The sequence below is a fragment of the Thalassospira sp. UBA4513 genome (genome assembly GCF_002388495.1).
Lineage (GTDB): Bacteria > Pseudomonadota > Alphaproteobacteria > Rhodospirillales > Thalassospiraceae > Thalassospira > Thalassospira tepidiphila.
The window spans coordinates 153,388-172,501 of sequence record NZ_DGMR01000032.1; the positions used below are offsets into that span (position 1 = coordinate 153,388).

Below are 19,114 nucleotides of genomic sequence, written 5' to 3' on the forward strand. Positions count from 1 at the left end.
AGCAGGATCTGCAAGAAGATGAACGGCTTGTAGGTCTTATCAAGGCCATAAAGCGTGCCGGCGATGGCCGCCAGTGCCGCTGCGATAACCCAGCAGATCATCACAACACGTTCCGGATTGATCCCCGAAAGCAGTGCCAGATCCTCGTCATCGGAATAGGCACGCATGGCCTTGCCCGATCGGGTTTTCTGCAAGAACCAGAACAGCCATGCCACGACAATGGCGGTGACAACAACCGTGATCAACTGGCTTTGCTTGATCGCAATACCTTCATCAAGGCCCAAGGCGCGGCGTGAATCAATTGCGCCAATAATAAAGCGTTCGCCATCGGCAAAGCTTTGATCCGCCGGGCCGATGACAATGCGGATAATACCGGCAATCAGGAACATCACGCCGACCGACACAATGGCAAAGACAATCGGGTTTGAGCGCTGCTTGCGATAAAACCGAAACACCATCCGATCCATGACAAGCGCCATGCTGATGGCGGCCAGTACCCCGATCGGCAAAGCCAGAAGGGCGGTCGGGAAGGGGGCGATAGAAATGCCCATATTTTGCAGGAACCAGGTGACCAAAATCGTGATCATGGTGCCAAATGACATCAACTCGCCATGCGCAAAGTTCGCAAAGCGCAGGATGCCGAAAATAAGTGTGACGCCAAGCGCCCCAAGGGCGAGCTGTGCACCATAGGCAGTCGCCGGAACGACCACAAAATTGGTAAACAGCGCGAGTGCGTTAAGAATTTCCATTCAAGTCCCCACTTAGCCGCCCAGGAAGGAGCGGCGAACTTCTTCGTTGGCGAGAAGGGCTTCGCCCGTATCGGTGAACCGGTTGCGTCCCTGCACCAGGACAAAACCGTGATCGGCGATCTCAAGCGCCTGACGGGCATTTTGTTCAACCATCAGAATGGCGACGCCGGTTCTGGCGACTTCGACGATCTTGTCGAACAATTCATCCATCACGATTGGCGAAACACCCGCGGTCGGCTCATCGAGCATAAGCAGCTTTGGCTGGGTCATAAGTGCCCGACCAACCGCGACTTGCTGGCGCTGACCACCGGAAAGCTCGCCTGCGGGCTGATTGCGTTTTTCGCCAAGGATCGGGAACAGATCGAAAATCTGTTGTTTGGTTTCCTCGATCTTGTCGTCCTTGCGGATGAAGGCCCCCATATCGAGGTTTTCCTCGACCGTCATCGAAACGAACACGTTGCGGTTCTGGGGTACAAAGCCCATACCCTCGGGCACGCGTTCCTGCGGGGCAAGGTTGGTAATGTCCTTGCCATCCAGAACCACTGATCCTTGCCGCAGGTTCAGCATGCCAAACACTGCCTTCATCGCGGTGGATTTGCCGGCACCATTGGGGCCGACAACAACGGCGATCTCGCCCTTTTCAACGGTAATCGTGCAGTCATGAAGGATATCACTGCCGCCATAGCCGCCGGTCATGCCGGTTGCGCTTAAGAAACTCATGACGGCACCTTCCGTTCATGCTTGCGACCTGTGCCGAGATAGGCCTCGATGACCTCCTCGTTATTCTTGACCTCTTCGATCGTGCCCTCGGTCAGGACCTTGCCCTCGGCCATGACGATCACGGGATCACACAGGCTGGCAATGAAATCCATGTCATGCTCGATCAGGCAGAAGGTATAGCCGCGCTCTTCATTAAGGCGCTTGATCGAGGTCGCAATGGTGTTAAGCAGCGTACGGTTCACGCCGGCACCAACTTCATCAAGGAAGACGATCTTGGGTTCGACCATCATGGTGCGGCCCAGTTCCAGCAGTTTCTTCTGACCACCGGAAAGATTGCCCGCCAACTCATGCTTGATATGGTCAATCTCAAGGAAATCGATCACCTCAAGCGCACGCTCGTAATTTTGGGCTTCCATTTCTTTGACGCGGGAATAATTAAACCAGCTATGGCGCAATTGTTCGCCTGGCTGGTTGCCCGGAACCACCATCAGATTGTCCAGCACACTCAGTGTCGAGAATTCGTGCGCAATCTGGAAGGTTCGCAAAAGGCCCTTGTGGAAAAGTTCGTGCGGTTCAAGGTGGGTTACGTCTTCGTCATCCAGGAAGATCTTCCCCGAAGACGGCGGAAAGACGCCCGCAATAATGTTGAACAATGTTGTTTTACCGGCACCATTCGGCCCGATCAGGCCGGTGATGGAACCTTTTTCAATGGATAGCGATACGCCATCGACTGCCTGAATGCCGCCGAAATTCTTGGCGATGTTTTCGACCCGTATCATTGGGAGTTTTTGACCCTTGTCATGCGTTCTGTACCAGGGAGATCAACCAAATATTGCGGTGACGACCCGGTAATAGAGGAACTGCCAGAAACCGAAGTCTCTGACAGTTCCAGCGTCGTTAGCGATCAAAGGATGATCGGCTTAGTGGTACATCTCCGTTTCCCACTTGCCGCCCTTGATTTCCGTTTCACGGAAGCTACCAGCGGACTCGCCCGGCTCGATCAGTTCGAGCGCGGTACCACCGACATAGTCGATGTCACCACCATCAGCGAGGATCTGAAGCGCCTTGGCCAGTTCACCCGGATAGATTTTCTCACCCGGTGCATTGGCGACTTTCAGGATGTGGTCTTTGTAGACAGCACTATCGGTCGAACCAGCCGACTGCATGGCCAGCAGAAGCAGGGCAGATGCGTCATACGCTTCCGGGACATAAGGATCATCACCCTTGAAGCCCTTGCCAGAAGCCAGTTCGGCCAGCATGGACGCGCCCGGGCTGTCAGTACCCGGGTTGGTGCCGATCGAGCCATCAAGCATATCACCGAAGTTGTCGGTCAGCGCTTCACCAACCATGCCGTCCGGCAGGACGAATTTGTCGAACGCACCGGTATCAAGCGATGCCTGGATGATGCCTTTGCCGCCTTGGTCAAGGTAACCGGCAACAATCAGAACTTCACCACCGGCAGATGCCAGGGTGCCGATTTCAGCAGAATAGTCGGCTTTGCCGTCTTCATGGGCTGCAACGGCGGTGATTTTGCCGCCTTTTGCTTCGTATGCCGCCTGAATGGCGTCAGCAAGACCTTTGCCATAGTCGTTGTTGGTATAGGTCAGCGCAGCCGATTTGATGCCGCGACGATCAAGGATTTCAGCGATGATCTGGCCCTGACGTGCGTCCGACGGCGCGGTACGGAAGAAGTACCCGTCATCTTCGATTTCGCTCAGCGCCGGCGAGGTTGCCGACGGCGAAATCATGACGATGCCGTTTGCGCGGACAACGTTGTTCAGGATGGCCGTGGTCGCGCCAGAGCAGGTCGCACCGTTAATGCCGTGAACGCCATCAGACGTCACAAGACGATCAGCCGCCGCGGTGGCTGCTGCTGCGTCGATACAGGTACTGTCACCGCGTACCGAAACAACTTCACGCCCGCCAAGCAGCAGGCCGCTGTCGGAAACTTCCTTAATGGCCAATTCGCCGCCAAGTGCCATCGGCTTGACGAGTGATTCCGTCGGGCCGGTGAAGCCTTGCAGCATGCCGATCTTTACCTGTTCCTGTGCAGATGCGCCTGCGACGACAGCCGTCGAAAGTGCTGCCGAGAAGAGGAGGGTAGAGAGTTTTCCCATAGTGTAGCCTTCCCTGTTTTATTGGGCCTTTATATTCGTGGGGCAGTATACAGAAAACACAACGCGTTTCCAGTTTCTTAACTTTAAGTTACAAAAACGCTCTTGCATATGGGGCGGTTGGCGGCAGGTTTCGCGACCAAATGGGTGGACTCATGTGTGGCTGAGTTCACACCTGTGATTGCGTGAGTTTCTTGATGTCACGGCGGGCGACGACCGCTATATATGGGGCGCAACAGGGGGCTATGATGCCCGGGTGATCAGGCAAACACCCGCATGCCGCGTTCGGAAATCTTGCGGAACCCGGCAATGACATGTTCGGCCAATGCCTCCTCGACCGCGCCATGACCATCACGCTTGGCCAGGGTCATGCGGTATTCACCGATTTCCGGCAGGCCGTGCGACGGGCCAAGATGCACAAGATCATCTGAAATCACACTGATCGGAAGCGGCGCAATCGCCAGATCGGCCCGCACGGCGGCAATCTGTGCCTGGCAAAACTCGCTGGTATAGGCGATGCGGTAATTTACCCCCGCATCATCAAGCGCCTTAAGTGCCATGGTCCGCCAGTAACAACCGGGTTCGGCCATCGATACCGGCAGGGGGCGTTTGTCAATCGCGCTGCCATGACGCGCGCCCAGCCAGACCAGCGGTTCGGCGTGGATCGGTGGTTGGCGATCAAGCTCCGCATCAAAACTGAAGACTGCGATATCAAGATCGCCCTTATGGATGGCCTGACGCAGGGTGCGTGTCGGACCCAGATTGACGTCGATATCAACATGCGGGTGGGTTTGCGCAAACCGTTTGAGGATCTCGGGAATGGCAACGATGCCGGTGTCATTCGGGACGCCAAGCCGCACGGTGCCGGCAAATTCCGGGGCATGAAAATGCGACATCGCCTCGTCATTGAGTTTAAGCAAACGCCGCGCATAACCCAGCAAAACCTCGCCATCCTCGGTCATGGTTACCTTGCGGGTTTCGCGTTTGAACAATTCCCGCCCGACCATGGTTTCAAGCTTTTTGACCTGAAGGCTGATCGCCGAGGCACTGCGATGAACCTTCTCGGCCGCGCGTGAAAAATTGCCAGTCTCGCAGATCGCGACAAACGTTCTGGCAAGATCGAGATCAAGATTGTGAACAACGCTTGTCGGGGAATTCATGATCGGCCTCTTGGTAAAAGGAACGCGATGGGTGCGTTTCGCAACAATAGCGCGAAACTTATGCTGTGAGTTTTTCTAATAGATAAGATTAGATCTTCTCGTTTGATTAATCAATGAGGAATCCTCAATCTTGGATAAACACAGATTGGAGATTCTCATCATGAAAGCGATCACATCTTTCGAACATGCCCCGCTGGGCCTTGTCGGTCACCTGCGTGCGGCCATCGAAGCCTGGCAAAATGAACGCGCGATCCGGAAAGCCTCTGCCGCCAAAACTTTGCGTGATGTAGCAACTGCTACCAGCATGTCTCACCTGAGTGCGGCGGAACTGCATGAGGGCCGCCGCACACATGGCACGTACATCACCGAACCGGGGGATGTCCTGTCGGGACTGGTTCTGAATTGGCCATCCCCGTCGCGCAAGGATCATTGATCTTGGAAAATCCGTTGTTCAGACCGTTGGAGCTTCCAAATGGTGTCATCCTCAAGAACCGGATTGCGAAATCGGCAATGTCGGACTCGCTTGGGGATGGCACCGGCCACCCGACCAAGGCCCAGAATCGGCTTTACCGCCGCTGGGCCGAGGGTGGGGTGGGGGTGTCGATCATCGGTGAAGTACAGGCGCAACCGGGATATGCCGAAAAGCCCGGTAATCTTGTGCTCGATGATAATGCGGACCTTGACCGGTTCCGCACGCTTGCCCGGCAGGGCTCGGTAAAGGGCAGTAACCTTTGGCTACAACTTGGTCATGCCGGCGCACTTGCCTATGCCCCGACCAGCACGCCAAAGGGGCCGAGTGCGCTTGATCTTCCGGACCTGAAATGTGCGGCACTGACAGATGATGAAATCCGTAAAATCCCGGCCCAATTTGCAAGAACTGCCAAACTTGCTGAGCATGCCGGGTTTGGCGGGGTGCAAATTCACGCGGCCCATGGCTTCTTGCTTAGTCAGTTTCTTTCACCGCTGTTTAACAAGCGCTGCGACGACTACGGCGGGCCGATTGCCAATCGCATGCGGTTGCTACTTGAAACCATTGGTGCCGTGCGCGCAGCCGTCGGGCCCGGTTTCGTCGTGGCAGTCAAACTGAATGCCACCGATCAGCTTGAAGGTGGCCTAAGCGAAGATGATGCCTTGGCTGTCGTCGCCACGCTTGATCAGACCAAAATCGATCTGATTGATATCAGTGGCAGCACTTATTTTCCGGGGGCAAAGGCGGCCTCTGATGGTGCTGGCGGCGGGCCTTATTTCATGAATTTCGCCAAGCGGGCCCGCAAGGTTACCACCAAGCCCTTGATGTTGACCGGTGGCTTTAAGACCCGCGCACAGGCAGAGCAGGCGCTGAATAGCGGCGTCATCGATATCGTCGGACTGGCGCGCGCACTGGTTATCGAGCCCGCCCTGCCAGATATCTGGCAATGCGATGATTACCATGATCCGGTCTTTCCCCGTTTTGATCATGCGCCGACTGGTGGCATTACGGCATGGTACACCATGCGACTGACGGCGCTGGCAGGGCGGATGGAAATGCCGGAATTTGATGATCTGGATCAGGTCCTTGCCGCCTACGAAGCGCGGGATGCGGACCGGGCGCGGATTTGGTTGCGGCATTTCGGCATTTGATCGTTACGCGGATGGGCGGCGTTTTCACATTCTTGCGCAAAACAGGTCAGGGTTGCATGCGCATTGCTTTGCAAATCCAGATCACAATGCGATGATGTGGTCTTCATGTCAGGAACAGAAAATGGCAGAGACCGCATCATCCTTTCAGCCCAACGGGCGCTATCAGAAGTTTGAAGTCTTCAATCAATTGATTGGGGATGCGAACCTGTTGCGCGCGGGTGATTTCGGCGAAAGCATCTCGGCGGCCCACTGGCGGCGCAAGGCAGATGTCCTGACCCGCTATACCGATCCTGATCACCACACCATCAGTCTCTATGTCAATGGCGGTACGGGCATTCAGCGCAAGATCGGCGCAGACCCGATGAGTGGCGGTGGTCCCGGTCGGTGTTGTTTGATGCCGGCCTATCTGACATCGGACTGGCTGGTGCATGGCGAGGTGGAGCTGTTTCACGTTTATATTCCGCATGCCGCCTGGGAACGCGCCGTGGTCGAGGCCTTTGACATTGAACCCAATGCGGTCGAAGTCCCGGAAAAGACGTTTTTCCTTGATCCGCTGATCGAACAGACTGTGCGGCAGGCAATGTTGCCACTTGATTGGGAGGTGCCCGCCGATCGGATGGCAATGTCGAATGCCGGGCAGCTTTTGATGGGCCATATGCTGCGCAGTTACTCAACGCGCCGTGATCTTGGTTTCAAGGTCCGCGGTGGGTTGTCGCCTGTGATCAAACGCCGGGTGTTTGATTTTGTCGATGCCAACCTTGATCAACCGCTAACCATCGAAGAACTGGCAGACGTTGCTGATTTGTCGGCTTATCACTTTGCCCGCATGTTCCGCAAAACCGTCGGCGAGGCACCGCACCAATTCGTTCTGCGTCGGCGGATCGAACGCGCAATGCATATGTTGCGTGATGGCAACGCCCCGGTTGCCGAAATCGCGCTTGAAACCGGCTTTTCCAGTCAGGCCCATCTGACCACGCGGTTTAGCCGCTTTACCGGGCTGACACCTGCGAAATATCGCAGCATTTCCCAATAACATCTCCCGTCTTTCTATTGGCCGCCTGATCCAACCATCTGATCAGGTGGCTTTTTGCTGTCGCGTCCTCTGACCGAGCTCGCTGAGCAGGGCGTCTGATTGGTGTGCTTTCGGGCGCGTTTGTCTGCGGTGATCATTGTCCGGTCACTGACAAGTTGCCCGGTGGCAAGGGATGATTTTTATTCAAGTTATTGAAAATAAACAAATTTACAGGCTTGAGAAATTCGTTGACAAGATAGAGGCGAGATATCTAGAATTTCAAAGCAACTAAAATATCAATTTTGGTAAAAGCCAATCCATCGGGAGGATGTCTCTAATGAAACTCACTATGAAATCACTCGGACTGTGTGCAGTCGTCGCAGGCGCACTGGCCGCTGTCATGCCGGCAAACGCGGCAACAACCCTTCGGATCGGGACCGTTCTGGCCCCGAATGATCCGATGGGACAGGGACTTGAAAAGTTTAAAACGGATGTGGAAAAGGCAACCAACGGCGATGTGGAGATCGAGATTTTCCACAACTCGCAGCTTGGTGACACCACTGAAATGATCGATCAGGCGCGTGCGGGTGCTGCTGTCGGTACCGTGACCGATGTCGCCCGTTTGTCCAGTTTCGTGCCGTCACTTGCTATCATGTCGGCACCGTTCCTGTTCGATACCTATGAACAGGCTGACAAATTTGCCCTTTCGGATGAATACATTTCCTGGGGTGAAGAATTGCGTGAAAAATCCGGCCTCGTGATGATTGCCTCGAACTGGTATCAGGGCGCGCGCCATGCCCTGACGCAGAAGCCGATTTCAAGCCCGGCCGATCTTTCGGGTGTTCGTATGCGTACCATCGGTGCACCGGTCTGGATTGAAACCATCCGTGCGATGGGTGCAGAACCGACCCCGATTGCCTGGGGCGAAGTCTACAGCGCCCTTCAGCTTGGCACGATTGACGCCGCCGAAGCACAGCCGACCGCGATCTGGAACGCCAAGCTTTATGAAGTGATCAAGAACGTCACCAAAACCGGCCATATCCAGCTTGTCACCGCACTGGTTGTCGGTGCCGAAGCCTGGGACGAAATTTCACCGGAAAACCAGAAAATCGTTCGTGATCTGGCCGTGGAAAATGGTCGTTATGCCTCGGCCCTGACCATCGAGCTCGGTGAAAAGGCGCTTGAAGACGTTGCTGCAAGTGGCGTTGAGGTCAGCGAAGTTGATCTGGCACCGTTCAAGGAAGCCGTCAAACCGGTTTACCAGATGCTCGAACTCGAAGCAGAAGCCGCTGTTGTTAACAAGGTTCTTGGTCGCTAAGACCACGAACCTTCTGGTAGCCTAGCGAAAGTGCGTTGCTTTTATACCGGGCAACGCACTTCAAACTTCACAATGGAAATTGAATTGATGCTCAAGCGGATTGAGTTTGCCTGTGGCGGCATATTGCTTGTCGCTGTGGTCATTCTTGTGGCGGTGGCCTCTGTGGCGCGCGCCATGGGATCGCCGATCATCTGGTCAGTCGAAATGGCGCAACTGATCTTTGCCTGGCTTTGCATGTTGGCTGCCGACATTGCCATGCAGGAAGACCGGCATTTCGGTCTTCAGATATTGCGTGAAATCCTGTCCAAACGGGCAAGCGCATGGGTGGAAATCATCAATATTCTGGTGATTATCGGATTTCTTGCGTTCCTTCTGAACTATGCGTGGACAAACATGATTTTGATGCATCCGCGCCTGGTCGGGGCCGCGCAGATCAATGCTTCTTATATTCATGCTTCGATGGTTGTCGGCATTCTGTTGATGATCCGAACCATGGTTGCCCAACTTATTCGACGCATTCGCAACAGGGAGATCAACTGATGCTGTTGTTGATTGCAGGTTTGTTTACAGTCTTCCTCATCTGCGGGATGCCGGTTGCCTTTGCACTTGGCCTTGCCTCCATTCCGGTCTTTGTTATGACGGGTGCTATGCCGCCGACGGTTGTGATCCAGAAAATGGTCACCGCCACACAAAGCTTCCCGCTTCTGGCGGTGCCGTTCTTTATTCTGGCCGGCAATCTGATGAACGTGACGGGGATCACCCATCGCCTTGTTAAGTTTGCAAGTCTTCTGACCGGCTGGATGGCAGGCGGTCTGGCACAGGTTTCAATTGTGCTGAGTTTCATGATGGGGGGTATTTCGGGATCAGCCGTGGCTGATGCCTCGATGGAGTCCCGCCTGCTGGGCCCCAGCATGATCAAGAAAGGCTATTCCAAGGCCAATACGGCGGCGGTTCTGGCCTTTGGGTCGATCATTACCGCAACCATCCCGCCCAGCATCGGGTTGATCCTGTTTGGCTTTGTCAACGAAGTTTCCATCGGGCGGCTGTTCCTAGCCGGTGTTTTGCCGGGCATTTTCCTGACCATCGTTTTGATGATCACATCCTGGCTTGTTGCGCGCAAAAACGGCTACACGCCGGATTTGCCGGAACTTCCCAAGGCCAAGGAACTGACGGCCAGCTTCTTTGAAAGCATCTGGGCACTGGCCTTTCCGGTTATCCTGATTGTCGGGTTCCGCTTTGGTATCTTTACCGCGACAGAGGCCGGGGCGTTTCTGGTGTTCTATGCGCTGGCCGTCGGGTTGTTCGTCTATCGCGAGCTGAACTTTGCCCGGCTCAAGGAAGCCATCTTTGGGTCGATCTCTGATCTTGGCATGGTGATGTTGCTGATCATCATGGCAGCAGTGCTTGGCTATGCCATGACGATTGAACGCGCGCCGCAACAGATCACCGAATTTGTCACCACGCTGACTGAAAACAGAACCGCAATCCTGATCCTGGTTGTCGGGGTGCTGGTGGTCAGTGGCATGTTCCTTGAAGGTGCGGCCAATATCCTTCTGGTAACCCCGATCGTCATGCCGGTTCTGGTCAGTGCCGGTTATGATCCGGTGCATATGGGCATTCTGATTGTCACCCTGATCAACTTTGGCGGTTTGACGCCGCCAGTCGGCGTGATCATGTTTACGGTCTGCGGCATTTTGGGGGTTAAAACCGGGGAATACACACGTGCATCCATTCCGTTCTTTGTTGCCATGGCGCTGTTCTTCGTTCTGCTGGCAGCAATACCCGCTTTGACATTGCTGTTGCCCAATACATTGATGTAATGACAATTTCAGTCCAACAGGGGCATGTAGGCAAATGCCAGGGAGACACAAAAACATGAACACACCAACGGGCGGACTGATTTCGATGCATGACGGATCGGTGAAAACCAGCATGCATGTTCCGGCATCTGCGCTGGTCTACGAAGAAGTCCGTAACCAGATTGTTTCTCTGTCCCTGCTTCCGGAAACCACGCTTGTCCGGGCGGAATTGGCTGAAAGCTTCAATGTCAGCCAATCCCCCGTACGAGAAGCCATTTTGCGCCTTGAACAAGATGGTCTGGTGGTGTCCTATCCGCAGTCGCGCACCGTGGTAACCAAGATTGATGTTGCCCGCATCCGCGAAGAACATTTTCTTCGGGTTGCTGCGGAGTGCGAGGTCGTCCGCCAATTGGCCGAGGCCAAGGACTCCCCAGCCGTCGTCAAGGCCAAGGGCATTGTCAAAATGCAGGAAGCACTGGTTGGCGATATCGAACAGATCGACCTGTTCAAACAACTTGATGAAACCTTCCACGCGGCCTTGTTTAACGGGGTGAACCAGTCAAACCTGCATTTGCAGATCACGGCACGCAGCGGTCATCTGGCGCGGGTGCGAACCCTTGATCTGCCACGTGCGGGTAAAATGGTCTCGGTGCTTGAAGGTCACAAGGCGATTATTGACGCCGTCCAGTCGGGTGATGGCGCATTGGCAAGCTTGGAAATGCGCAAGCACCTTTCGGGCACCATGGAACGTCTTCCTCAGATCATCGAAGAAAACAAAACACTGTTTTCCTGATCTTTGCGCGGCGGTGAGGAATAGGGCCGTCCGGCAAGTAGGCATAAGATAAACCAAACGGCGCGCAGCATGATTGCAGCGCGCCGTTTGCGTTGTATCAGGCGCGTTTGGCCACGTCCCAGATGCCGGTTTTCGCAGCTTCTTCGACGAAGTTGCGCAGGCTGTTGGGTTGACGGCCAAGAATTTCATATATATCGCTGGTCGGTTGGCTGTTGCGGCCATCAAGGACTTCGGAAAATAGATAGCGGATCAGGCCACGGACTTCGTCGGGCATACCGTCTGCTTCAAGTCCGGCATCCAGTTCATCAACGGTGATGGCCACGAAACTGACCGGGTGGTTGGCAACACTGGAAATCATTTCAGTGACGTCGGCAAAGGTTACGGCACTCGGCCCCGAAAGCTCATAGGTCTTGCCGATATGGACCTGATCAAGCAGGCAAGCAACCGCGCATTCGGCAATGTCATTGGCATCAACAAACGGTTCGGGCGTGTCACCTGCGGGCAGGGCCAGGGTGCCTTGCTGGATGTAAGGCAGGAACAGGTCTTCGTTGAAATTCTGGAAGAACCAGTTGGCACGAAGCACCGTGGCATCCGCCCCGGAATGGCGCAGGGCGTCTTCAGCGCGGTGGGCGGCTTCTTCACCGCGGCCAGATAGCATCACAATGCGTTTTGCGCCGTGCATCAGCGCGCGCTTGGCAAAGCTTGCGATGATGTCATCTGATCCCGGAACGGCAAGATCGGGCTGGAAGGTGACATAGACCGCATCGCGATCACGCAGGACATCATCCCAGGTTGTCGGATCGGTCCAGTCAAAGGCGGGTGTCGTGCTGCGTGAAACAGCACGCACATCATGACCAAGGGCAATGAGTTTTTCGGCAACGCGGCGGCCGGTTTTCGCCGTCGCACCAAGAACAAGAAAGCGGGGATTGGTTGGCATCAAATTGGCTCCTGAGTAAGGTTTTTAAAATGTGAGGAATCCTCACATTTGCCAAATGTGATAAATCCTCATATTTTGATCGTCAAGAGCTTTGGCCCATCACAAGCCTGTGAAACCTGCGCAGCGATGCCGGGATATTTCGAGGATAAAGGATCTAACGCGTTGTCTGATAACGTGAAAAAAATGCGCCGCGCACCGACCCAAAAAAGAAGTCGCGAACGGGTCGACACCATCCTGAAAGTCGCCTGCGAGCTGATTTCAGCCCAAGGCAGTGATGCCATCAAGATGGGGGAGGTCGCGGAAAAGGCGGGGATTTCCATCGGATCGCTCTATCAGTATTTCCCCGATAAGACGTCGATCATTCATGCGCTTGCCGATCGCTATAATGCCGAATCCTTGCATTGCATCGAAGAGGCGCTGGCAGAAGTGAATTCGCCAGATGCCTTGCTCGCCGCCTTTGATCGGTTGATTGATACCTATTACGAGCTGTTTTTGGCCGAACCGGTGATTTGCGATATCTGGACCGGAACGCAAGCCGACAAGACGCTGCGCGATATGGAAATGGAGGTCAGCCGTGCCAATGCGGACCTTCTGGCCAAGGCGATCTTGCGGGTTCGTGGCAATGATGGTGATTTCAAAATAATTGCCGCACGGTGTTTGCTGATCATGTATTCCGGCGAAGCCACCATGCGGCTTGCCATCGCTGTCCCGCGCAGTGAGGGCAAAGAGATCGTGGCAAGCTACAAGCGGATGGTCGGCCGCGAACTGGCGGAAATGGCCCGGGTTTAGGCGTTTCGGGCGTGGTTAGCCTGCCTTGGCAGCAAACGGTGTTGGGGCAGGGCGGCCAAGAAGGAAGCCCTGCACATAGTCAACATCGTGATCACGCAGGAAATCGAGTTCTTCCTGGCGTTCTATGCCTTCGGCGATGACTTCGATATCAAGCTGCTTGGCCAGCGCGATCAGCTTGCTGACAATTGCCTGTTTGAACTTGTCATGATCGACGTGATCGACCAGTTCACGGTCGATCTTGATGATATCGGGACGCAGTTCCGGCAACATGTTCAGCGTCGAATAGCCTGATCCGACATCATCGAGCGCAACCCGGAAACCCGAATCACGATAGGACTGAAGGATGGCGCTCAGATGTGCCGTGCTGCGGACCTTTTCGGTTTCAATCACCTCGAACACAACATTGCTGCGATCAAGATTGCATTCCTCAACGACTTCGATGGTCGAACGCAGGCAAGAATCCGGATCATAGATCGAGCTTGGGGTGAAATTGATAAACAGATTGCCTTTCACGCCTGCCTTGTGGGCATTGCGGACATTGGCCGCACGTGCCGCGCGATCAAGCTGAAACAGCAAGGTCGCGGACTGGGCTGCATCAAAAAGCTGGCCCGGGTTGATTACATCGCCGGTCGCACTTTCGCCGCGGACAAGGCATTCGTGGGCATAGGGTTTACCAAGGTCGTTGATGTCAAAAATCGGCTGAAATACCGAATTCAGCCGGTTGTCGCGCAACAGGTCACCCAGCCATTCTGCCCCGATTGCTGCACGGATCGCGCCAAGGCTTGTGATCTGGGCGATGTCATCGATTTCGGGACGCCGAACGCCTGGCATGATCAGTGCCTTGGTGTCTGACAGTTCTTCGGGAAGGAGACTGTTCGATATGGCATCAATCAGCGCTCGCAGACCCGGACGGGTGTAGTGAATGGAAAGTGTTGCAACAGACGTTGTTTTTTCGACCTCTATGCCGATTGATTTCGCACCGGCCAGGATTTTACCGGTGGTATGGGCAACTGGCGGCCAGAGAAAGAGTGTCCCGTTTGCAGGTGCGATTTCAGGAACCGCATCACATTTTTCACAATAGGTCACCTCAATCTCCCCGTCTGGTCCTTATTCGTGCCGGTGGCTTTTCCTGATCGGCAATTCTTCTGATTAACATACTGTAACATATGGTGCGCAGTGACAATAAATCCTGCATCAATCAATACATTCCTACGGCACTTTATCCTGTACGGCGATGTTTGGCGCAGGCGATCAATCAAGACGCTGCGCGAAAGGATTTATCATTGCGAAAAGCACTGATAAACTTTGCCCGTCATTCTGCGAGACGGAGGATCCGATGCAGTACAGCATGCGGCAATACCGCCCCGAAGCACAAAGCCACAGCCACGGCGATTTCCATCAGATCATCATCTCCGAGCTCGGCAAGCTTGAGATGGAGGTCGAAGGGCGTGGGGGTGAGGTGTGCGGTCGCCAACTGGCCTTTGTCGAGGCGGGCAAAACCCATGCCTATCGTGCGGAGGGGCTAAACCGCTTCCTTGTGCTTGATGTCGACGCCGATCTGGCCCATCGCACCGGTCTTGAGGCACTTTGGCATCGCCATGGCAGTGCTGCGACGTATCTTGAAGTGGGACTGGGGCATCAGAGGGGATTAGTCGCGCTGTTGCAGGCTATTGCACCGCTACACGATCAAGAATCCCAGACAGATATGCTCGATTGCCTGAAAACGCTTTTATTGCGCAGCCGTCAGAGCCGTGGCGGGAATGCCTTTGGCATGGCCGCACTGCCATCACGGCTCGTCCGTGCCATGGCATGGGCGGAGGCCCGGTTGGGCGAAGACATCACGATTAGTGATTTGGCAACCATTGCCGCCCAATCGGAGAGCAGCCTGTTTAGTGCCTTCCAAAAACATGTCGGGACAAGCCCGATGCGTTGGCTAACCGAGCAACGCCTGCAAATGGCCATGGCGCTTTTGCGTGATCCCGAAATTCGCCTTTCGATGTCCGATCTGGCAAATGCGGTCGGGTTTGCCGATCAAAGCGCCTTTTCACGTGCGTTTTCCCGCCGGTTTGGCTGCGCGCCCAGGTCGGTCCGCCGCGATCCGGCGGGCTTTTAGGGCTATACTTCCCACCAGGTCCTTGTCGCAAACTTCCGGAGTTTGGGCAAAGACCGGATCGTCAAACAGGTGCATCTTCCAGTTTGCATAATCAGCAAACTCGGATGGGCGCGATGAATGAAAAACGTAAGGCAACCTTGATCGGTTCGGTTGCCGTAATTCTTTGGGCCATGCTTGCCCTGTTCACGACCGAAGTGGCCGACATCCCGCCGTTTCAACTGGTCAGTTTGTGCTTTGGTATTGCGAGCATTTTCAGTGCGCTCTGGATCACGTTCCGCGGTGGTGATGTGGTTCGGGCCTTGCGTCAACCGCTTGGTGCCTGGGCGCTTGGTGTGGTGGGGCTGTTTGGCTATCACTTTTTCTATTTTGTCGCGCTGGCAAACGCGCCTGCGGTCGAAGCCAGCCTGATTGCCTATCTCTGGCCGCTGCTGATTGTTTTGTTTTCCGCACTTTTGCCCGGCGAACGCCTGAAATGGCAGCATATCGGGGGTGCTGTTCTGGGGGTGTTTGGTGCCGTTCTTCTGGTGGGGAAGGGGCAAGCCCTGACCTTTGATCCGGCATTCGCGCTGGGATACGGGGCGGCAATTATCTGTTCATTGCTGTGGTCAGGGTATTCTGTCGTGAACCGGCGCTATCGCAATGTTCCGGTGGGGGCAGTCTGCGGGTTTTGCGCAGGTGCCGCCATTCTTGGCCTTGTTACGCATGCTATGATCGAAGACTGGGTAATGCCTAATGCCAGACAATGGCTTGCTATTCTCGGGCTCGGACTGGGGCCGGTCGGGGCCGCATTCTTCGTCTGGGACCATGGCACCAAACACGGTGATATTCAGATACTCGGTGTTCTGGCCTATGGCGCGCCGTTGCTCAGCACCTGCTTGTTGATTGCGTTCGGCAAGGCGATTGCAACGCCGGCTATTATCGCTGGATGCACCTTGATCGTTGGCGGCGCTGTTCTGGCGTCAGCAAGCTTGAAGTCGCCCAAGGACAAGCACCAACTTCCCGTTGAGTGAGTCGATAGCCAAATCCTGTGTCACATATTGGTCACGTTTACGTGATTTTACGTAAATTCATCAATGTTTGTGCTGTGCACTATCCTGTAAATGACCTATAGTCGCTCTGTACTTGGGGAGGGGGCGTAGAACAACAATTACGCATCCAAGGACAGATGAATGACGCAGTCAAATAAAGACATTGCGCACGAAATGAAGCAGGCAATGTCAGTCGGCCAATTTGACAGGGCGGCCAAAATCGGTGCGCGGCTGTTGCGTTTGCATCCGAAAAGAACAGATATCGAAATCATGACAGCAGTCAGCGAGTTGCAAGGTAGTTATCTTGCGAACGCTGGTAGACGATTGAAGAAACTGTTTAATTCTCTCTCGCTGGATGATCGGTACTGGGGCCCCGTGGCCCAAAATTTTCTTCGATATGCATATCAGGCAAATGACTTTGGCTCATTGGAAGCCGCAGTCAGAAAGCGTATTCATGCTGCGCCGCAGAACGATTTGTTGCCCTATGTGTTGGCCGACGTATTATTCCAAGCAGAGGTTTACAAGAGTCCGGGCCTAAGCGTAGCGCCAAGCTTGTCGGAAGCGATTGAAATTTTGCGTGCTATCACCCCTGAAAACCCCAAGTTTGAAGATAGTCAGTCTTTGCTCGCACGCATTTATCTGCATCAGGAGCAGCATGCACAGGCATTTGATTTGCTTGAAGAGTATGTCGCACGCAACGCCGAAAACATGTCAGTCCGAATGTTGTTGGCATCTTCATATGCCTTGGCGGGTGAGGCTGAAAAGGCTGTTGCGGCCTGCCATCGAATCATTGAACTGGATCCTTCCTTCAGTGCCCAGCCATACCTGATCATTTCCTTTATGCGCCCGCAATCCATGCCCGAAGGTGCGAGTGGTGTTCTTGATGCAATGCTTGATAAGGCGGATATCGCAAAAGGGGAGCGTTACAAGGCGGCCTTTGCGCGGGCAAAGATCGAGGAGATGAAAGGCAACATGAAAGAGGCCTTTGATTTCTATCGGTTGGGGCATAGTGCAAACCGGTCGGAGCGGCCGTTTGATATGCCGCGCGAACTCAGGGAACTTGCACGTTTGCGTGATATGGCGGGATCGGTCCCGGTTCTGGAAGATGTCAGCTCAGAAAACGAAGATGGCCCGCGCCCGATCTTCATCGTCGGGATGCCGCGATCCGGAACAACCCTGACCGAGCGTATTCTTGGCGCCCATCCCGATGTGCATGCCGCCGGCGAAATCGGCGATTTTGCCAAGGCGGTGATTGATGTTGTCGGACGTGGCCAGATTTCTGATCAATTGGCGCGCATCGATGCCAAGGCAGCGAAGAAAATTCGCCAACAGTATCTTGCGGCACTTAAGGCCTATGCGCCCGAAAAGCGGTTTGTCACCAACAAGACACCGGCCAATTTCCTGCGTGTTGAGATGATCCGGCGCGTTTTTCCTGATGCGCCAATCATTCACACCCATCGTCATCCACTTGCGACCTGTCTTTCAATCTACACAACACCGTTTTCAATCCCGATGCGCTATTCCGACGATCTGGGGGAATTGGCCGATTACTACCGCGGCTATGTCGGTCTGATGAATGCCAGTTTTGAAGCAGATCAAAATGGCCAGTTGTATGATCTTTCGTACGAAGATCTGGTGTCTGATCCGGAAGCTGTTGCACAGGATTATTTGGCCCATTGCGGACTGGATTGGCATCCGGGATGTCTTGAATTTTATCGTGCCGGCAAAGTTGCTGCGACGGCCAGCATGATCCAGGTTCGTCGCCCGATCAATCAGGACTCCGTTGAGAAATGGCAACGGTTTGAGCCGTTTATCGGGCCGTTGGCATCCTTGGCCGATGATCCGTACGTTCAGCAAAGGAGTGCTGCGCGCAAATCATCGCGTCGTGCGGTTGCTGCGTGACCAAGCGGGTTGGTTTGGGTTAGAAGGTATCGGTTATAAGATGATGCCGACAAACCGGGAGCACCGCGATGAGCACGACCATTCCAAAGGCAGAACTGCACCTGCATCTTGAAGGGGCGATGACACCATCGCTTGTCCGCAGCTTTGCCAAGCGCAATGGTCTGACATTGCCGGGTGATATCTATGATGCGCAGGATCGTTATATTTGGCGTGATTTTCCCGAGTTCCTCAACAGTTTTGACAAAGCGAGTGCCGCCATCCGCACCAAGCAGGATTATTCCGACCTGACCTGTTCCTATCTGGTCGAGCAGGCAAAGGTCGGCACGCTTTATGTCGAGCTTTTCTGTTCGCCGACCCATGCGGCCAGTTGCGGACTGTCGTTTGACGCGCATCTTGAGGCAGTCGTTGATGGTATTGACCGTGCTGAAAAGGAAACCGGGATCATCGGCCGGATTGTCATGACCTGTGTGCGCCACATTGGGCCGGATGTTGCGGTCAAGGTCGCGCGTGAAACGGTTGATTGTCGTCACCCTTACATTGTCGGTTTTGGCATGGGCGGCAATGAAAGCATGTTCACGCAGGAAGATTTCTATCCGGCGTTCAAGATCGCCCGCGATGCCGGTCTTGGCTGCACCACCCATGCCGGGGAGGTCGAAGGACCGCAAAGTGTCTGGGATGCGATTGAAAAACTTCCTGTGACGCGGATCGGGCATGGGGTGCGGTCCATCGAAGACCCCAAACTGGTCGAAACACTGGCCAAGCGCGATATCGTTCTGGAAGTGTGTCCGGGATCGAATATCGCGCTTTCGGTGTTCCCGGATTACACATCCCACCCCTTGCGCAAATTCTACGATGCGGGGGTCAAGGTGACCCTTGGCTCTGACGATCCGCCGTTTTTCTTTACCTCGCTTGCAGCCGAATATCAGCGTGCCGAGGAGGTGTTTGGTTTTAGCCCCGAAGAGCTTGGTGGTTTGACCCGCACCGCCATCGAAGCAGCCTTTGTTGATGATGCGACCAAGGCGAAACTTCTGGCAAAGCTTTAGGGTCAAAACGCATTCAA

The 19,114-nt window shown here is 54.7% G+C and carries 19 protein-coding genes; 12 read left to right on the forward strand and 7 right to left on the reverse strand.

Annotated features, from left to right (window positions below; translation table 11 throughout):
* From B2T33_RS13485 to B2T33_RS13505, 5 genes are all read right to left on the reverse strand, one after another.
* Positions 1-749 (reverse strand): branched-chain amino acid ABC transporter permease (locus tag B2T33_RS13485; RefSeq protein WP_286792309.1); only part of this gene is annotated, 749 nt, incomplete at its 3' end.
* A gap of 12 nt (positions 750-761) precedes the next feature.
* On the reverse strand, positions 762-1,469 hold the full coding sequence (locus tag B2T33_RS13490) for an ABC transporter ATP-binding protein (protein WP_286792310.1): 708 nt from the start codon (positions 1,467-1,469) through the stop codon (positions 762-764).
* Positions 1,466-2,248, reverse strand: a complete 783-nt coding sequence (locus B2T33_RS13495) for an ABC transporter ATP-binding protein (protein ID WP_286792311.1) — start codon at positions 2,246-2,248, stop codon at positions 1,466-1,468. Before B2T33_RS13495 ends, B2T33_RS13490 begins: the two co-directional genes overlap by 4 nt.
* A gap of 141 nt (positions 2,249-2,389) precedes the next feature.
* On the reverse strand, positions 2,390-3,586 hold the full coding sequence (locus B2T33_RS13500) for an ABC transporter substrate-binding protein (RefSeq protein WP_008890666.1): 1,197 nt from the start codon (positions 3,584-3,586) through the stop codon (positions 2,390-2,392).
* A gap of 257 nt (positions 3,587-3,843) precedes the next feature.
* On the reverse strand, positions 3,844-4,743 hold the full coding sequence (locus tag B2T33_RS13505) for a LysR substrate-binding domain-containing protein (RefSeq protein ID WP_063088155.1): 900 nt from the start codon (positions 4,741-4,743) through the stop codon (positions 3,844-3,846).
* Positions 4,744-4,903: 160 nt separating this feature from the next.
* Between B2T33_RS13505 and B2T33_RS13510 the strand changes: the two genes are divergently transcribed.
* The 7 genes from B2T33_RS13510 to B2T33_RS13540 all read left to right on the forward strand — a co-directional run bounded on the left by B2T33_RS13510 (position 4,904) and on the right by B2T33_RS13540 (position 11,285).
* A complete protein-coding gene (locus B2T33_RS13510) occupies positions 4,904-5,176 on the forward strand; it encodes a hypothetical protein (protein ID WP_197147255.1) in 273 nt (90 codons plus the stop codon).
* A 2-nt stretch (positions 5,177-5,178) separates the two neighbouring features.
* Positions 5,179-6,363 (forward strand): NADH:flavin oxidoreductase/NADH oxidase family protein, encoded by a 1,185-nt coding sequence (locus tag B2T33_RS13515; RefSeq protein WP_197147256.1) that lies wholly within the window; start codon positions 5,179-5,181, stop codon positions 6,361-6,363.
* Between the two features lie 121 nt (positions 6,364-6,484).
* Positions 6,485-7,396, forward strand: coding sequence for an AraC family transcriptional regulator (locus B2T33_RS13520; RefSeq protein WP_197147257.1), 912 nt, complete (start codon positions 6,485-6,487; stop codon positions 7,394-7,396).
* 316 nt (positions 7,397-7,712) lie between these two features.
* Positions 7,713-8,693, forward strand: coding sequence for a C4-dicarboxylate TRAP transporter substrate-binding protein (locus B2T33_RS13525; protein ID WP_063088149.1), 981 nt, complete (start codon positions 7,713-7,715; stop codon positions 8,691-8,693).
* Between the two features lie 87 nt (positions 8,694-8,780).
* A complete protein-coding gene (locus tag B2T33_RS13530; protein ID WP_120226337.1) occupies positions 8,781-9,233 on the forward strand; it encodes a TRAP transporter small permease in 453 nt (150 codons plus the stop codon).
* Positions 9,233-10,513: a TRAP transporter large permease gene (locus B2T33_RS13535; protein WP_197147258.1), complete on the forward strand. Its 1,281-nt coding sequence runs from the start codon at positions 9,233-9,235 to the stop codon at positions 10,511-10,513. The genes B2T33_RS13530 and B2T33_RS13535 overlap by 1 nt, the downstream gene beginning before the upstream one ends.
* A gap of 55 nt (positions 10,514-10,568) precedes the next feature.
* Complete coding sequence (locus B2T33_RS13540; RefSeq protein WP_197147259.1) at positions 10,569-11,285, forward strand: GntR family transcriptional regulator; 717 nt, start codon at positions 10,569-10,571, stop codon at positions 11,283-11,285.
* Between the two features lie 97 nt (positions 11,286-11,382).
* Here B2T33_RS13540 and B2T33_RS13545 read toward each other — a convergent pair whose 3' ends face one another.
* Positions 11,383-12,222 (reverse strand): NAD(P)H-binding protein, encoded by an 840-nt coding sequence (locus B2T33_RS13545; protein WP_286792312.1) that lies wholly within the window; start codon positions 12,220-12,222, stop codon positions 11,383-11,385.
* A gap of 162 nt (positions 12,223-12,384) precedes the next feature.
* Here B2T33_RS13545 and B2T33_RS13550 point away from each other — a divergent pair, with 162 nt between their 5' ends.
* A complete protein-coding gene (locus B2T33_RS13550) occupies positions 12,385-13,011 on the forward strand; it encodes a TetR/AcrR family transcriptional regulator (RefSeq protein ID WP_197147261.1) in 627 nt (208 codons plus the stop codon).
* Positions 13,012-13,026: 15 nt separating this feature from the next.
* Here the strand turns inward: B2T33_RS13550 and B2T33_RS13555 are convergent, their stop codons facing one another.
* A complete protein-coding gene (locus tag B2T33_RS13555) occupies positions 13,027-14,097 on the reverse strand; it encodes an EAL domain-containing protein (RefSeq protein ID WP_197147262.1) in 1,071 nt (356 codons plus the stop codon).
* Positions 14,098-14,347: 250 nt separating this feature from the next.
* Here B2T33_RS13555 and B2T33_RS13560 point away from each other — a divergent pair, with 250 nt between their 5' ends.
* The 4 genes from B2T33_RS13560 to B2T33_RS13575 all read left to right on the forward strand — a co-directional run bounded on the left by B2T33_RS13560 (position 14,348) and on the right by B2T33_RS13575 (position 19,097).
* Positions 14,348-15,124 carry an AraC family transcriptional regulator gene (locus B2T33_RS13560; RefSeq protein WP_252724099.1) on the forward strand — a complete coding sequence of 259 codons (777 nt, stop codon included), beginning with the start codon at positions 14,348-14,350 and terminating at the stop codon, positions 15,122-15,124.
* 113 nt (positions 15,125-15,237) lie between these two features.
* Positions 15,238-16,134: a DMT family transporter gene (locus B2T33_RS13565; RefSeq protein WP_197147264.1), complete on the forward strand. Its 897-nt coding sequence runs from the start codon at positions 15,238-15,240 to the stop codon at positions 16,132-16,134.
* A 591-nt stretch (positions 16,135-16,725) separates the two neighbouring features.
* The gene (locus B2T33_RS13570) at positions 16,726-18,054 is read left to right on the forward strand and encodes a tetratricopeptide repeat-containing sulfotransferase family protein (protein ID WP_197147265.1); all 1,329 of its coding nucleotides are present in this window, start codon (positions 16,726-16,728) and stop codon (positions 18,052-18,054) included.
* A 68-nt stretch (positions 18,055-18,122) separates the two neighbouring features.
* Positions 18,123-19,097: an adenosine deaminase gene (locus B2T33_RS13575; protein WP_197147266.1), complete on the forward strand. Its 975-nt coding sequence runs from the start codon at positions 18,123-18,125 to the stop codon at positions 19,095-19,097.
* The last annotated feature ends 17 nt before the right edge of the window (positions 19,098-19,114 follow it).

What these genes read in the sequence shown, in the direction of transcription:
- B2T33_RS13510 (WP_197147255.1), top strand. Translation starts at nt 4,904, where the DNA reads ATGAAAGCGATCACATCTTTCGAACATGCCCCGCTGGGCCTTGTCGGT.
- B2T33_RS13530 (WP_120226337.1), top strand. Translation starts at nt 8,781, where the DNA reads ATGCTCAAGCGGATTGAGTTTGCCTGTGGCGGCATATTGCTTGTCGCT.
- B2T33_RS13545 (WP_286792312.1), bottom strand. Translation starts at nt 12,222, where the DNA reads ATGCCAACCAATCCCCGCTTTCTTGTTCTTGGTGCGACGGCGAAAACC.
- B2T33_RS13565 (WP_197147264.1), top strand. Translation starts at nt 15,238, where the DNA reads ATGAATGAAAAACGTAAGGCAACCTTGATCGGTTCGGTTGCCGTAATT.
- B2T33_RS13560 (WP_252724099.1), top strand. Translation starts at nt 14,348, where the DNA reads ATGCAGTACAGCATGCGGCAATACCGCCCCGAAGCACAAAGCCACAGC.
- B2T33_RS13490 (WP_286792310.1), bottom strand. Translation starts at nt 1,469, where the DNA reads ATGAGTTTCTTAAGCGCAACCGGCATGACCGGCGGCTATGGCGGCAGT.
- B2T33_RS13525 (WP_063088149.1), top strand. Translation starts at nt 7,713, where the DNA reads ATGAAACTCACTATGAAATCACTCGGACTGTGTGCAGTCGTCGCAGGC.
- B2T33_RS13575 (WP_197147266.1), top strand. Translation starts at nt 18,123, where the DNA reads ATGAGCACGACCATTCCAAAGGCAGAACTGCACCTGCATCTTGAAGGG.
- B2T33_RS13540 (WP_197147259.1), top strand. Translation starts at nt 10,569, where the DNA reads ATGAACACACCAACGGGCGGACTGATTTCGATGCATGACGGATCGGTG.
- B2T33_RS13520 (WP_197147257.1), top strand. Translation starts at nt 6,485, where the DNA reads ATGGCAGAGACCGCATCATCCTTTCAGCCCAACGGGCGCTATCAGAAG.
- B2T33_RS13495 (WP_286792311.1), bottom strand. Translation starts at nt 2,248, where the DNA reads ATGATACGGGTCGAAAACATCGCCAAGAATTTCGGCGGCATTCAGGCA.
- B2T33_RS13505 (WP_063088155.1), bottom strand. Translation starts at nt 4,743, where the DNA reads ATGAATTCCCCGACAAGCGTTGTTCACAATCTTGATCTCGATCTTGCC.
- B2T33_RS13535 (WP_197147258.1), top strand. Translation starts at nt 9,233, where the DNA reads ATGCTGTTGTTGATTGCAGGTTTGTTTACAGTCTTCCTCATCTGCGGG.
- B2T33_RS13500 (WP_008890666.1), bottom strand. Translation starts at nt 3,586, where the DNA reads ATGGGAAAACTCTCTACCCTCCTCTTCTCGGCAGCACTTTCGACGGCT.